Here is a 13,853-nt window from a genome sequence, read left to right as displayed (position 1 = left end):
GCTGCCAGCGCCGCGATGCCGCCGCCCGCCGCCTCGGCCCGCGCCGAAGCGGCCGCGCTGCGCTCCAGCACCGCCTATGTGCAAGACCTGGAAACTTCCACGGTCATCTTCGCCAAGAACGAAAACGTCGTGCGTCCCATTGCTTCGATCTCGAAGCTGATGACCGCCGTGGTCGTGGTGGACGCCAACCTGCCGATGGACGAAATGCTGGAGATCACCGACGAGGACGTCGACGAGCTCAAGCACACCACGTCCCGGCTGCGCGTGGGCACCAAACTGTCGCGCGGCGACATGCTGCACCTGGCGCTGATGTCTTCCGAAAACCGCGCCGCGAACGCGCTGGGCCGCCACTACCCGGGCGGCCTGCGGGCCTTCGTGGCCGCCATGAATGCCAAGGCGCAATCGCTGGGCATGACCAGCACGCGGTTCATCGAACCCACCGGCCTGTCCAGCAACAACGTGTCGTCGCCGCATGATCTGGCGCGCCTGTTGCGCGCGGCGTCGCAGCGTCCGCTGATCCACCGCTATTCCACCGACACGGAGTACGAGGTCGAGATCAACAACCGCACGCAGACCTTCCGCAACACCAACCTGCTGGTGCGCAAGCCCGACTGGGACATCAAGGTGTCCAAGACTGGCTACATCAACGAAGCGGGCGAATGCCTGGTGATGCTGGCGCGTATCAACGGCCGCGACCTGGCGATCGTGCTGCTGGATTCGCAGGGCAAACTCTCGCGTATTGGCGATGCCGTGCGCATCCGCCGCATCGTGCAGAGCGAAGTGGCGATGGCGTCGATAGGCGCCGGCGGCTGATGGGCGGCTGACCGCTGCGTGTAGCAAAAATGAAGGGCCCGATTGCATCGGGCCCTTTCCTTATTTGGCGCGCACTTGCGCACTGCACTTCGCGGGCTTTCCATCAGAGCGGGCTTTCGCGCCCTGCTTCCCCAGGCTGGCATACAGCGTCAGCACCAGCAGCGCCGCGGCAGCCAACCCTCCCGCCGCAAACAGATTGCCGGTCAAGCCGAAGCCATCGACGATCTGGCCGCCCGCCCATGATCCGAGTGAAATGCCGATATTGAACACGGCCACATACAGCGCGGTGGCGATTTCCACATGCCCCGGCGCGGCCTTCATCATCCAGGTCATGAGGCCGACAGACACGCCGCCATAGGCCAGGCCCCATGCCACGAGCGCCACACCACCGCCGATAGGAAAACCGCCCACGACCAGGAACAGGGCCGGTGTCAGCAGCAACCCCAGCGCAATTGCCGTCAAGGTCGGCAGCGTGCGCTGCGCCGCGGCGATGCCAGCGAGGAAGTTGCCGGCGATGCCCGCAAGTCCATAGGCAAACAGCAACGCGCCGATCCATTGCGCGTCAAACCCCGACACCGACAGCAACAGCGGACGCACGAAGGTGAAGGCCGTGAAGTGCCCGGTCACCAGCAACAACGTCAGCAGCAGCCCCGCCCGCAATCCGCGATTGGCCAGTTGCGCGCCGAACTGGCGCGCGGAGGCCGAACTGGCCACGGGCAACGCCGGCATGACAGCAAGATGAAGCGCCAGCACCAGCGCGCTGAAGACGGCCATGCTTGCGAAGGCCCAGCGCCACCCGGCGAGTTCTCCAATCAGCGAGCCGAGCGGCACGCCCATCACGGATGCGGCGGCGACGCCGCCAAAGATGATGGATGTCGCCAAGCCGACAGCGCCGTGCGGCACAAGCCGCGCAGCCAGGCCGCCGGCGATGGCCCATATGCCTCCCATGCAGAATCCGACGAGGACGCGCGCCGCGAGTAGCCAACCCAGGCCGGGCGCGAATGCCGAACCCACGTTGGCGATCACCAGCAGACCCAGCAGGCCGCTCAGGATCTTGCGCCGATCCATGCCGCCCGATGCGATCACCACCAACGGCGCGAACAGCGCGGCCAGCAACGCGGGCAGCGAGATCGTCAGGCCGGCAGATCCCGTGGAGACGCGCATCGTGTCGGCAATGGGCGTCAGCAGACCTACCGGCAGCATTTCAGTGGTCACGACGGAGAAAGTGGCAAGACTGGCCGCCCCGACAGCCAGCCATAATGACCGGGCCGCCATCACGCGGCCCGCCATGCCGGCGAGCCATGGGCGCTCAGGCGCCGATGCCCCCACATCGCCACCAACAGCACTACCCCGCCTGCACCGACCGCGACGGCGAAGCCCGCCCGTGCCCCACCGCCATCCACCACGTGGCCGGAAAACGCAGCGCCCAGCGCAACGCCGACATTCAATCCGGCCAGCAGCCAAGTCATGCCTTCGGTCAGGCGTTGCTCCGGCACCAGGCGCTCGACCAGCGACATGGCCACGATCATGGTCGGCGCGAAGAACACTCCAGCAACCAGCACGGCCCCAGCCAGCGCGGCGATGCTGCCGACGAGCAGGAATGGCAAGGTGGTGGCTGCGATTGCCAGACCGCACAGCAGCAAGAGGCGATGCGGCGGCGTCTTTACCTTGAGCGCGCCGTACAACAGTCCGGCCGCGCAGGAACCCACGGCATAGGCCGACAGCACCAGACTGGCCGCGGCCGGCTGGCCCATCTGTTCGGCGAAGGCCACGCTCACGATGTCCACCGTGCCCACGATGATGCCCATCGCCACCATCAGCAGCGCCAGCAAACAAACGTGCGCCGATCGGATCACCGATCCGGCGTCCGTGGTGGCGGCGTCTTGCGCCTGGACGGGCGGTTCGGTGTCCCGCTGTACGACCAGCGCGAACACACCAACCATCAGCAACAGTGCCGCGGCCAGCGGACCGGCCTGGGGAAACACCGCGACCGACAGTCCGACCGACAATGGCGGCCCGGCGATGAACGTGACTTCGTCGAGCACCGTTTCCAGGGAATAAGCCGTCTGCAAACGCGGCTGGCCCCGGTACAGCACGGCCCAGCGCGCCCGCACCATTGCGGACATGCTTGGCATGAATCCCGCCAGCAAGGCGCCCGCAAACAGCGTCCAGTTGGCCGCCTGCCACCACGAACCGCCAAGCAGGATCAAGAATCCGATGACGCTAACGGCCGTGGCAACGGGTAGCACGCGCGTTTGCCCATGCCGGTCCACCAAGCGGGAAATCTGCGGCGACAGCAGCGCATAGGTCAGCACAAAGGTGGCGGAAACAGCTCCCGCCAAGGCATAGCCGCCACGCAGTTGCGACAGCATGGTGATGATGCCGATGCCGGTCATCGGCAGCGGGATCCGCGCCACGAGGCCCGCCAAGGCAAAGCCCCGCGTGCCGCGGGCGGCGAAAAGGTCGCCATAAGGGTTGGTCATTCAGCTCTCCAGCAGGTATCGGCTTGCCGCTGCACGGCCGGCCAGCGACAATACAAACAGTCCGTATGAATAAGATCGTATATTCATACGGACTGTTTGTAAATAATCATACGCGTCGTATGTAAGGAGAGAAGAATGGTTCGCCGCACGCGCGCCGAGATGGAAGAAACCCGCGCCACGCTGCTCGCAACGGCCAGACAGTGCTTTGCGGCGCACGGCTATGCCGCCACTTCAATGGACGACCTCACTGCGCAGGCGGGACTGACCCGTGGCGCGCTATACCACCACTTCGGCGACAAGAAGGGATTGCTGTCGGCGGTCGTGGCGCAGATCGACGCCGAGATGGATGCGCGCCTTCAGACGATCTCGGACCGCTCCGACGACGCTTGGGAAGGCTTTCGCAAACGCTGCCATGCCTACCTGGAAATGGCGCTGGAGCCCGAGATCCAGCGCATCGTGCTGCGCGACGCCACGGCGGTGCTGGGTGGCGCATCCCCGGAATCCCAACGCCATTGCGTGGCATCTATGCAGCGCCTGATCGACAACCTCATCCAGCAGGGGATTGTGGCCGACGCGGATGCGCAGGCGCTCGCTTCGCTGATTTACGGCAGTCTGGCCGAAGCCGCGTTCTGGATTGCCGACGGCGAAGATGGCAGTGCGCGGCTGGCGCGGGGCAGCGCGGCATTGGAGCTATTGCTGCGCGGACTGTTGGCGACACGGTAGGCAGCACGAATGCGCGGGACCTGTTGCTGCCCCGGGCGGGCATGGCGCGACGCCTGCTCGCCAAGTCAGCGCGCGCTAGGTCGTCATGCCGCGCGGCGCTTCGCGGGAACGGGTTGGGCATCGCACAGCGACGGCGGCAACCCTTCCAGGACGGCTTGGGCATTGAGCGATTGGATAGGCACGCGGGCATCCCGGGGGATGCGGCCTTCGGCCTGCAGCAACTGATACCGCAGGCAGCATACGCGCAGGAACGAGGTGAAGTTGGCGGCCTCGCCGCGGTACTCGACCAGCTCGTCGTACAGGCGTTCGATCAGTTGCGTGACCCGCATGCCGTCGCGGCCGGCGATTTCTTCCAGCACCTGCCAGAACAGGTGCTCGAGCCGAAGGCTGGTCGCCACGCCGTGCAGGCGCAGAGATCGGGTTTCGCAGGCGTAGGAGTGCTCGGTGGCGCGGATGAATATTTCACACATGGACGGCTCCTGGGCATCGGCGACACGCTGCCGGGAACGGCGCGCCTGCGAACGACTGTACGACGATTGCCGCGCCGGCCGCAATACGGCCCCCGACTCGGTGACGAGTTGTACCTTCCCGCGCTGATTGATGTACATCATGGTTTTAGCCGCGCAAGCGGCCGAGCATAGTGAAACTGATCAGACTTCGGAGGTAGTGATGAACAAGACCATGAAGGCAGCAGTCGCACGCGCGTTTGGCCAACCGCTGGTAATCGAGGAAGTCGCCGTGCCGCGCCCGGGTCCGGGCGAACTCCTGGTAAAGATCGAAGCCTGCGGCGTCTGTCACACGGACCTGCACGCCGTCGAAGGCGACTGGCCCGTCAAACCCAATCCCCCTTTCATTCCCGGCCACGAGGGCGTCGGCTACGTCGTCGCCGCGGGCGCCGGTGTCACGCACGTCAAGGAAGGCGACCGCGTCGGGATCCCGTGGCTGTACTCCGCTTGCGGTCATTGCGAACACTGCCTGGGCGGCTGGGAAACCCTGTGCGAATCGCAGCAGAACACGGGCTACTCCGTCAACGGCGGTTTCGCCGAGTACGCGCTGGCGGCAGCCGATTACGTGGGCCTGCTGCCCAAGAGCGTCGGCTTCGTCGATGTGGCGCCGGTGCTGTGTGCCGGCGTCACCGTGTACAAGGGGCTGAAAATGACGGACACCCGGCCTGGCAACTGGGTGGTCATTTCGGGGATTGGCGGCTTGGGCCACATGGCGGTGCAGTACGCCAAGGCAATGGGCCTGAACGTGGCCGCGGTGGACATCGACGACGCCAAGTTGGATTTCGCGCGCCGCCTGGGCGCGGAAGTCACCGTCAATGCGCTGACCACGGATCCGGCTGCTTACCTGAAGCGGGAGATCGGCGGCGCGCATGGCGCGTTGATCACCGCGGTGTCGCCCAAGGCCTTTGAGCAGGCGCTGGGCATGGTGCGCCGGGGCGGCACGATTTCGCTGAACGGGTTGCCGCCGGGGGATTTCCCGCTGTCGATCTTCGACATGGTGCTTAACGGCGTCACCGTGCGCGGCTCCATCGTGGGATCGCGGCTGGATCTTCAGGAGTCGCTGCAGTTTGCTGAAGAGGGCAAGGTCCACGCCACCGTCGCCACCGAAAGCCTGGACAACATCAACAGCGTGTTCGACCGCATGAAGCAGGGCCAGATCGAAGGCCGCATCGTGCTCGACTTCGCCTGATACCTGCGCGCGCCCCAAAAGCGCCCGCTGCGGCATGTGCCGCAGCGGGCGCTTTTTCGTGGCGGCGGCTCGGTACAATCCGGCCTACCCTGATCCCAGAGAGGCCGCATGTCCCCTCCTCCCACTGAGCGTCGCAGCAAGCCTGCCACCAGCCGCGCGCCTCGGCGCGGATCTGGCCGGGTGACCATTGCGGACGTCGCGCGCGTGGCGGGCATGTCGATGCACACGGTGTCGCGGGTGCTGAACGCCCCCGAGAACGTACCTGAACGCACCGTCAAGCTCATCCACGACGCCATCGCCCAGACCGGGTACGTGCAGGACCTGGTTGCCGGCGGCCTGGCCAGCGGCCGAAGCCGTCTGGTGGCGGTGACGGTGCCCACGCTGGGCAGCCCTGTGTTTCTGGAGGCGCTGCAGACGCTCAGCCTGCACCTCAGCCGCCACGGCTATCAGATGATGCTGACCGAGAGCGGATACGACCCCGAACTGGAAGTGTCCGCCCTGCAAGCGATCCTGGGGCGGCGGCCCGACGGCGTGGTCATGATGCGCACGGTGCTGACCCCGACCGGCCGGACGCAGTTGCGCGCGGCGCGCATTCCCGTCGTGGAAGCCTGGGATTGGAATGACGATCCGGTCGACATGCTGATCGGCTTTTCGCACGAGGCGGCGGGCGCATGCGTGGCGCAGTTTCTATCTGAAACCGGAAGGCGGCGGCCCGTGGCTGTCATCGGGAATGATCCGCGTGCGGGACGCCGGTTGCAGGGCTTCACGGCGGCGGCGCGCGAGTTGCGTTTGATCGACGCGGACGCAGACACGCCGCATGTGCTGATCCCCGCCCCCGCCACGATGGGCGCGGGCCGCAGCGGGCTGGCCGCACTGCTGGCTCGCGAGCCCGATGCCGATGCCGTGGTGTGCAGCACCGACATGATTGCCATGGGCGTATTGCTGGAAGCCGCAGCGCTGGGCAGGCAGGTGCCGGGTGACCTGGCCGTCGTGGGATTCGGCGATCAGGCTTATGCGGCGGCCACCACCCCGCCGCTGACGACCGTGCGCATCGACGGCTCGCTGATCGGCGAGCAGGCCGCGCGCGCCATCATCGACCGCCTGGATGGTCACGCCAATGCGGGGTTGCGGGTCGATGTGGGATTCACGTTGATGCGGCGTCAGAGCGCCTGACGCTTTCCCTGTCCTGCCCACGCTGAACCGCGCCTCGTTCTGAGCGGAAACATCGCATTTCCTGGGGAATCTCCCTATCAAAAATATTAGCGCTAATAAAATATTAGCGCTAATATTTTCCGATATTCATACCAAGATCAGGAGACAACATGCTTGACCAAGCCCGTGGCGTGTACATCGTTGCGCAGACGCCGTTTCAGGAAAATGGCGCCATCGACCTGGAAAGCGTCGACTCGCTGACCGACTTCTATTTTTCACACGGCGCCAATGGCCTGACCGTGCTGGGCGTTGCCGGCGAGGCCAACAAGCTCACGCCGGCGGAATCGCTGGCGGTGGCGTCGCGGTTCATCGCGCGCGCCAGGAACAAGCCGGTCGTGGTGGGCGTCAGCAACAGCAGCGTGGCCCAGATGGCCGAGCTGACCGGTCAGGTGATGGACGCGGGCGCCGCGGGCGTCATGATCGCGCCGCCAGGCGGGTTGCGCACCGAGCAGGAAGTGTTGTCCTACTTCGAGGCCGTGTTCGACCGTATCGGGAATGTGCCGACGGTGCTGCAGGACTTTCCGTTTTCGACAGGCACCTGGATGTCGGTGCCGGTGATCGGCCAGTTGATCGAGCGTCACCCGCAAATCCAGGCGGTCAAGGAAGAGGACCTGCCCAGCATCACCAAGATCACCAAGCTGCGCGCCCTGCCCGGCCGCCGCGTCGCCATCCTGACCGGCAACAACGCGATGTTCCTGCCGCTGGAAATGGGCCGTGGCATTGATGGGCCGATGGCCGGGTTCTCGCATCCCGAGATGCTGTCGCAGGTCTATGCGCTGTACACGGCGGGCCGTGTCGACGAAGCCCACGCGGTGTTCGACCGCTACCTGCCGTTGCTGAGCTACGAGAACCAGAGCCAGTGGGGCGTCGCCGTCCGCAAGGAGATCATGAAGCGCCGCGGCGCGATCAAGCATGCGGGCATGCGCCGGCCGGGTCCGAAGCTGGACGCGACCGACCACGCCGAGATCGATCTGCTGCTTGAACGCCTGAAGCGCACGCTCGCCGAAGCGGGTTGACCGAATTTCCCGAGTGCCGTGTTCCCGCGGCGTTTCGGGATGCACTGCAGTACCGAACATCAAAAACCATAAGCAAGGAGACAACATGTTCAAGAGCACCAAGCAGAGCATTGCCTACGCGTGCGCGGGTCTGGTCGCGCTGGCGGCGTCGGCGGGCGCGAGCGCGGCGGATAACTGGCCGACCAAACCCATCCGCATGGTCATCCCGTTTTCGGCGGGCGGAAACACCGACGTGGTGGCCCGGCTGATTGCGCCGCACATCGAGAAAGCGGTGGGTCAACCCGTCGTGGTGGAAAACCGTCCGGGCGCGGCGGGCAACATTGCCGCGGACTTCGTGGCGCGCGCCGATGCCGACGGCTACACGCTGTTGATGGGCACGGTGGGCACGCAGGCCATCAACTACGCCATCTACAAGGACATCCGCTTCAAGCCGGCGGATTTTGCGCCGGTCACGCTGGTGGCGTCCGTGCCGAACGTGCTGGCCGTGACGGCCAGCCTGCCCGTGAAGTCGGTGCAGGAACTGATCGAGTACGGCAAGAAGAATCCGGGCAAGCTGAGCTTTGCGTCCAGCGGCGCGGGCAGCTCGATCCATCTGTCGGGCGAAATGTTCAAGAGCCGCACGGGTGTCGACATGGTGCACGTGCCGTACAAGGGCAGCGCCGCGGCCGTGACGGATCTGGTCGGCGGACAGGTGCATCTGATGTTCGACAACCTGCCGACCTCGCTGCCTTTCATCAAGAACGGCACGCTGCGCGCGTTGGCCGTGACCAGCGCGGAACGCAGCACCAATCTGCCCGACGTACCCACCATGGCCGAGGCCGGCGTGCCCAATTTCGAGGCGGGTTCGTGGTTTGGCGTGCTGGCCCCGGCAGGCACGCCGGCGCCCATCGTGAACCGCATCGATCAGGCCATCGAGAAGGCCATGGCCGACCCCGATATGCAGAAGCGCGTGATCGAGCTGGGCGCGGTGCCTACCGTCAAGGGTCCGGCGGAATTCAACGCCTTCATCGGCACCGAGATCGAGAAATGGAAAGCCGTGGTGCAAGCCGCCGGCGCTTCCGCCAACTGACGCGACAGACGAGCCGGCCATGCCTGACGAAGACATCAAAGCCTCTTTACGCGCCGCATTTCAGGGGCGCGTGCTGGACGACGCCGACGCCCTGGCGCCGCACCTGACCGACTACCGCAAGCGGTGGACGGGCCGCACCTTGGCGCTGGCGCAGCCCGACAGCACCGAGGACGTGGCCAAGCTGGTGAACTGGTGCCGGGAGCGCCGCGTCGCCATCTATCCGCAAGGGGGCAACACAGGCCTGGTCGGCGGCAGCGTGCCGGACGGCGGCGGACACAGCATCGTGCTGTCGCTGGCCCGCATGAGCGCCATCCTGGACGTGGACCGCTACAACAACACGTTGACCGCGCAAGCGGGCGCCGTGCTGGCCAACGTGCAGGAGGCTGCTGCTCAGGCGGACCGGCTGTTTCCGTTGAGCCTGGGCGCGGAAGGAAGCTGCACGCTGGGCGGCAACCTGGCCACCAACGCCGGCGGGATTCAGGTGCTGCGCTATGGCAATGCGCGCGACCTGTGCCTGGGCCTGGAAGTGGTGACGCCCGACGGGCAGATCTGGAACGGACTGCGCGGGCTTCGCAAGGACAACACCGGGTACGACCTGAAGCAGCTTTTCATCGGCGCGGAGGGCACGCTGGGCATCATCACAGCCGCCACCGTCAAGCTGTATCCGCGCCCCGCCGCGCAGATGACGGCCTTTGCCGCCGTGCCGGACCCGCAGAGCGCGGTGCAACTGCTGTCGCTGGCGCAGTCGTACCTGTCGGCCAGCCTGACGGCCTTTGAACTGATCAGCGGTCCGGCCGTAGAGCTGGTGCTGCAACACACGCCCGGCGCGCGCAGCCCCGTGCCCGCCAAGGCGCCGTATTACGTGTTGCTGGAATCCAGCGACGCCGAAAGCGCAGCCCATGCCACGGAGCGGTTCGAAGCGCTGATGGAAGCGGCCTTCGAGGCGGGCATCGTCACGGATGCGGCCATTGCGTCGACCCTGGCGCAGTCGGCCTCGTTCTGGCAGATCCGGCATCACCTGCCCGAAGCGCAATCCATCGACGGCGAGAACATCAAGCACGACATTTCGCTGCCGATCTCGCGCATCGGAGAATTCATCGACGCCGCGCAGACGGCGGTGCATGGCGTGTTGCCCAATGCCCGCATCTTCGTGTTCGGCCATGTGGGCGACGGCAACCTGCACTACAACGTGTCGACGCCGCCCGGCGCGGATGCGTCGGCTTACCAGGCCATGCGCAATTCGGAGAAGGCGGTTTCGGGCGCGGTGTACGACGTGGTGGCGCGCATGAACGGGTCGATCTCCGCCGAGCATGGGGTGGGACAGCTGCGGGTGGGTTCGATCGGCCGGTACAAGCCGGCCAACGAGATGGCGATGATGACAAGCATCAAGCGCCTGTTCGATCCGCTGGGGTTGTTCAACCCGGGGCGGGTGATCGCCGCGGACTGACGTCGACGATCATTGAAGCGCGCCCCTGTGCTGTCGCCTTCGCCTTGGCCTAGACCGAGGCCGGGTCCACTTTATTCACGTCGATGTCATAACGGCTGATGACCTCACCGATCTTCTGGCGCGGAACGACGCCCTCGTCAGCCAGCGCCTTGACCGCTGCCAGCACGATGAAATGACGATCCACCTCGAAGAAGGTGCGCAGTGATTCGCGGGTGTCCGAGCGGCCGAACCCGTCCGTGCCAAGGGTGACGAACCGGCGGTCAGTGACGAAGGGACGGATCTGGTCGCCGATGATCTTCATGTAGTCGGTCGCCACGACGACGGGGCCGGCCCGGCCCTGCAAGCATTGCTGGACGTACGGAATACGCGGCTCGTCTTCGGAATGCAGCAGGTTCCACCGCTCGGCGGCCAGCCCGTCTCGGCGCAATTCGGTCAGGCTGGTGGCGCTCCATACGTCACTGGAGATGCCGAAGTCCTGTTCCAGCAGATCACTTGCGGCAATGACTTCGCGCAGGATCGAGCCGCTGCCCATCAGTTGCACATGTGGCTTGCTGGCCGGCTTCGACACGGCGTCCTGTTGTTGACCGTCCCGCAGCAGGTAGAGTCCCTTGAGAATGCCGGCTTCACTGCCTTCGGGCAGCGCAGGATTCGGATAGTTCTCGTTGAGCAGGGTGATGTAGTAGTAGATATCTTCCTGTTCCGCGTACATGCGCCGCAGGCCGTCCTGGATGATGACCGCCAGTTCGTACGCATAGGTCGGGTCATACGAAACGCAGTTCGGGATGACCGACGACAGCACATGGCTATGGCCGTCGTCGTGCTGCAGGCCTTCTCCCATCAGCGTCGTACGGCCCGACGTGGCGCCCAGCAGGAAGCCGCGTGTGCGCGCATCGGCGGCGGCCCAGGCCAGATCGCCGACACGTTGCAGGCCGAACATGGAATAGAAGATGTAGAACGGGATGGCTGGCAGTCCATGATTGCTATAGGCCGTGCCCGCCGCGATCCAGGACGAAATCGCGCCGGACTCATTGATGCCTTCCTGCAGGATCTGACCGTCCTTGGCCTCCTTGTAGTAGCTCAACTGTCCCGCATCCTGCGGGGTATAGAGCTGCCCCAGGTATGAATGGATGCCGATCTGGCGGAACAGGCCTTCCATGCCGAAAGTGCGCGATTCGTCCGGCACGATAGGAATCACCAGCTTGCCCAGGTTGGGGTCCTTGAGCAGCGTGGTCAGGATGCGCACGAAAGACATGGTGGTCGAAACTCCACGCTCGCCGCTGTCTTTCAGTTGCGTGTCGAAGGCACTGAGCGGCGGCACCGCCAGCGGCGCAACCTTGCCGGAGCGCGACGGAACATAGCCGCCCAGCGCGGCCCGGCGTTGTGCAAAGTAGCGGGCTTCTTCGCTGTCGGGCGCGGGTTTCAGATAGGGCATGTCTTCGAGCTGGTCATCGGGCACCGGCAGCGAAAAGCGATCACGGAACGCACGCACGGCGTCCGCGCTCATCTTCTTCAACTGGTGGTTGATGTTCTGGCCTTCGCCAGCCTCGCCCATGCCGAATCCCTTGACGGTCTTGACCAGAACGACCGTGGGCCGGCCTTCGGTGCTGACGGCTTGCGCGTAGGCGGCATGCACCTTCTCCGGGTCATGGCCGCCGCGTGTCAGCGCCCAGATCTCGTCGTCCGACAAGTGCGCCACCAACGCCAGCAGCTCGGGATACTTGCCGAAGAAGTGTTCGCGCACATAGGCGCCGCTTTGCGACTTGAAGGTCTGATATTCGCCGTCCACGCATTCCATCATGCGTTGGCGCAGCAGCCCGCTCGTGTCGCGCTTGAGCAGATCGTCCCAACCGCTGCCCCACAGCACCTTGATGACGTTCCATCCTGCGGCCCGGAAGGTGCCTTCGAGTTCCTGCACGATCTTGCTGTTGCCCCGCACCGGGCCGTCCAGACGTTGCAGATTGCAGTTGACGACGAAGATCAGGTTGTCGAGGCGTTCGCGCCCCGCGACCGAGATAGCGGCCAGCGATTCCGGCTGGTCCATCTCGCCGTCGCCCAGAAAAGCCCACACCTTGCGGCGCTGATGCTCCAGCAATCCGCGGTACTCGAGATAGCGCATGAACCGCGCCTGATAGGCGGCGGTCAGCGGACCCAGGCCCATCGACACGGTGGGGAACTGCCAGAAGTCGGGCATGAGGCGCGGGTGGGGGTAAGACGACAGGCCATCGCGTCCCGCCTCGCGGCGGAAGTTGTCAAGCTGCGCTTCGGTGATGCGCCCCTCCAGATAGGCGCGTCCGTAAATGCCCGGTGCGGAATGGCCCTGGATGTAGACCATGTCGCCGCCGAATGTCTCGGTACGTCCCCGGAAGAAGTGGTTGAAACCCACGTCATAGAGCACGGCGGCGGACTGGTAGGTGGCAATGTGTCCGCCGACGTTGGAATGCTTGCCGGCGCGCAACACCATGACCATCGCATTCCAGCGAATGTAGGCATTCAGGCGCTGCTCGATGCCGATGTCGCCCGGGTAAGCGGGCTGCCGGTCTTTGCCGATGGTGTTGACGTAGGCGCTGGTGACGCGGCCATGCATATCACCGTGCCGGCTGGCGTCGAAGTCGGTAAGCCGGTCGATCAGGTAGTGAGCGCGCGAACGGCCTTCGACCGTCGTGACAGCCTCCAGCGCTTCCAGCCACTCTCGAGTTTCCAGCGGGTCGACGTCGACCAGGGCGAGGGGGTGATTCATGGCGGTCCTCCAGGGAAAATGACGGGTTGAAGCGGGGCTGCGGCCGACCAGCCAGACGGGCGTGGCGCAGTCACCAACATTCAATCCATGAATTGCAACTGCAATCGTATGGGCCGCAATTCTAGTTCAGCTAGAATTGCAAATGCAACTAAAACTCGAAAGGAGCCTGCCATGGCGAAAGACGGAGCGGATCTTTGGTTCTCGTTTGTGCGCGCCCATCGTTTGATGATCCGCGAGGTCGAAAGCCGCCTGGCAGCGGCCAAGCTGCCCGTCTATGCCTGGTACGACGTTCTTTGGGGACTGGAAAGCGGGCCAGGCGGCACACGGCGGATGCACGAACTGGCGGACGCGCTGGCGATCGAACGCTACAACCTCACGCGGCTGGTCGACCGCCTGGAGCAAGAGGGCCTGGTCCAGCGCGCGCGCTCGGCTGAAGATGGCCGCGCCGCGTTCGCCACCATCACGAAGGAAGGCCGCGCGCTGCGCAAGAAGATGTGGAAGGTCTACGAAGGAACCGTTGCCGAAGTGTTTCTGAGCCAGTTCAGTGCAGACGAGCAAGACAAGTTTGCCGCGGCGCTGGACCAGGCCGCTGCCGTTGCCCGCGCGCAAGGCAACTGAAGCTGGCTGGCAAGTTGTTCAAGACATGCAGACGCCGCCT

Annotated in this window: 12 protein-coding genes; 8 read left to right on the top strand and 4 right to left on the bottom strand. The window is 65.1% G+C overall.

Annotated features, from left to right (window positions below):
* The coding region (gene pbpG / locus HV681_RS25545; RefSeq protein WP_254595068.1) for a D-alanyl-D-alanine endopeptidase at positions 1–813 on the top strand (813 nt) is incomplete at its 5' end.
* A 60-nt stretch (positions 814–873) separates the two neighbouring features.
* Here the strand turns inward: pbpG and HV681_RS25540 are convergent.
* The gene (locus HV681_RS25540) at positions 874–2,103 is read right to left on the bottom strand and encodes an MFS transporter (protein WP_175125915.1); all 1,230 of its coding nucleotides are present in this window, start codon (positions 2,101–2,103) and stop codon (positions 874–876) included.
* Positions 2,088–3,296 carry an MFS transporter gene (locus tag HV681_RS25535; RefSeq protein WP_175125914.1) on the bottom strand — a complete coding sequence of 403 codons (1,209 nt, stop codon included), beginning with the start codon at positions 3,294–3,296 and terminating at the stop codon, positions 2,088–2,090. The genes HV681_RS25540 and HV681_RS25535 overlap by 16 nt, the downstream gene beginning before the upstream one ends.
* A gap of 135 nt (positions 3,297–3,431) precedes the next feature.
* Between HV681_RS25535 and HV681_RS25530 the strand changes: the two genes are divergently transcribed.
* Complete coding sequence (locus HV681_RS25530; protein WP_175125913.1) at positions 3,432–4,019, top strand: TetR/AcrR family transcriptional regulator; 588 nt, start codon at positions 3,432–3,434, stop codon at positions 4,017–4,019.
* A gap of 83 nt (positions 4,020–4,102) precedes the next feature.
* Here HV681_RS25530 and HV681_RS25525 read toward each other — a convergent pair whose 3' ends face one another.
* Positions 4,103–4,489: a ribbon-helix-helix domain-containing protein gene (locus HV681_RS25525; protein ID WP_175125912.1), complete on the bottom strand. Its 387-nt coding sequence runs from the start codon at positions 4,487–4,489 to the stop codon at positions 4,103–4,105.
* A 199-nt stretch (positions 4,490–4,688) separates the two neighbouring features.
* Here HV681_RS25525 and adhP point away from each other — a divergent pair, with 199 nt between their 5' ends.
* From adhP to HV681_RS25500, 5 genes are all read left to right on the top strand, one after another.
* Complete coding sequence (gene adhP, locus HV681_RS25520) at positions 4,689–5,714, top strand: alcohol dehydrogenase AdhP (protein WP_175125911.1); 1,026 nt, start codon at positions 4,689–4,691, stop codon at positions 5,712–5,714.
* Between the two features lie 108 nt (positions 5,715–5,822).
* Positions 5,823–6,887 carry a LacI family DNA-binding transcriptional regulator gene (locus tag HV681_RS25515; protein WP_175125910.1) on the top strand — a complete coding sequence of 355 codons (1,065 nt, stop codon included), beginning with the start codon at positions 5,823–5,825 and terminating at the stop codon, positions 6,885–6,887.
* Positions 6,888–7,036: 149 nt separating this feature from the next.
* Positions 7,037–7,942, top strand: a complete 906-nt coding sequence (locus HV681_RS25510; protein ID WP_175125909.1) for a dihydrodipicolinate synthase family protein — start codon at positions 7,037–7,039, stop codon at positions 7,940–7,942.
* Positions 7,943–8,027: 85 nt separating this feature from the next.
* Positions 8,028–9,011, top strand: coding sequence for a Bug family tripartite tricarboxylate transporter substrate binding protein (locus HV681_RS25505; RefSeq protein ID WP_175125908.1), 984 nt, complete (start codon positions 8,028–8,030; stop codon positions 9,009–9,011).
* 19 nt (positions 9,012–9,030) lie between these two features.
* Complete coding sequence (locus tag HV681_RS25500) at positions 9,031–10,458, top strand: FAD-binding oxidoreductase (RefSeq protein WP_175125907.1); 1,428 nt, start codon at positions 9,031–9,033, stop codon at positions 10,456–10,458.
* A gap of 49 nt (positions 10,459–10,507) precedes the next feature.
* Here the strand turns inward: HV681_RS25500 and aceE are convergent, their stop codons facing one another.
* A complete protein-coding gene (aceE, locus tag HV681_RS25495; RefSeq protein WP_175125906.1) occupies positions 10,508–13,195 on the bottom strand; it encodes a pyruvate dehydrogenase (acetyl-transferring), homodimeric type in 2,688 nt (895 codons plus the stop codon).
* Positions 13,196–13,366: 171 nt separating this feature from the next.
* Here aceE and HV681_RS25490 point away from each other — a divergent pair, with 171 nt between their 5' ends.
* Positions 13,367–13,813, top strand: a complete 447-nt coding sequence (locus HV681_RS25490) for a MarR family winged helix-turn-helix transcriptional regulator (RefSeq protein ID WP_175125905.1) — start codon at positions 13,367–13,369, stop codon at positions 13,811–13,813.
* The last annotated feature ends 40 nt before the right edge of the window (positions 13,814–13,853 follow it).

It is taken from the genome of Achromobacter animicus (genome assembly GCF_902859585.1).
GTDB classification, from domain to species: Bacteria; Pseudomonadota; Gammaproteobacteria; order Burkholderiales; family Burkholderiaceae_B; genus Achromobacter; species Achromobacter animicus.
This window is presented reverse-complemented; position numbering and strand designations above follow the sequence as displayed.

Coding starts and splice junctions, on each gene's coding strand:
- HV681_RS25530 (WP_175125913.1), top strand. CDS start 3,432: ATGGTTCGCCGCACGCGCGCCGAGATGGAAGAAACCCGCGCCACGCTG.
- HV681_RS25510 (WP_175125909.1), top strand. CDS start 7,037: ATGCTTGACCAAGCCCGTGGCGTGTACATCGTTGCGCAGACGCCGTTT.
- HV681_RS25515 (WP_175125910.1), top strand. CDS start 5,823: ATGTCCCCTCCTCCCACTGAGCGTCGCAGCAAGCCTGCCACCAGCCGC.
- HV681_RS25525 (WP_175125912.1), bottom strand. CDS start 4,489: ATGTGTGAAATATTCATCCGCGCCACCGAGCACTCCTACGCCTGCGAA.
- aceE (WP_175125906.1), bottom strand. CDS start 13,195: ATGAATCACCCCCTCGCCCTGGTCGACGTCGACCCGCTGGAAACTCGA.
- HV681_RS25540 (WP_175125915.1), bottom strand. CDS start 2,103: ATGGCGGGCCGCGTGATGGCGGCCCGGTCATTATGGCTGGCTGTCGGG.
- HV681_RS25500 (WP_175125907.1), top strand. CDS start 9,031: ATGCCTGACGAAGACATCAAAGCCTCTTTACGCGCCGCATTTCAGGGG.
- HV681_RS25505 (WP_175125908.1), top strand. CDS start 8,028: ATGTTCAAGAGCACCAAGCAGAGCATTGCCTACGCGTGCGCGGGTCTG.
- HV681_RS25535 (WP_175125914.1), bottom strand. CDS start 3,296: ATGACCAACCCTTATGGCGACCTTTTCGCCGCCCGCGGCACGCGGGGC.
- HV681_RS25490 (WP_175125905.1), top strand. CDS start 13,367: ATGGCGAAAGACGGAGCGGATCTTTGGTTCTCGTTTGTGCGCGCCCAT.
- adhP (WP_175125911.1), top strand. CDS start 4,689: ATGAACAAGACCATGAAGGCAGCAGTCGCACGCGCGTTTGGCCAACCG.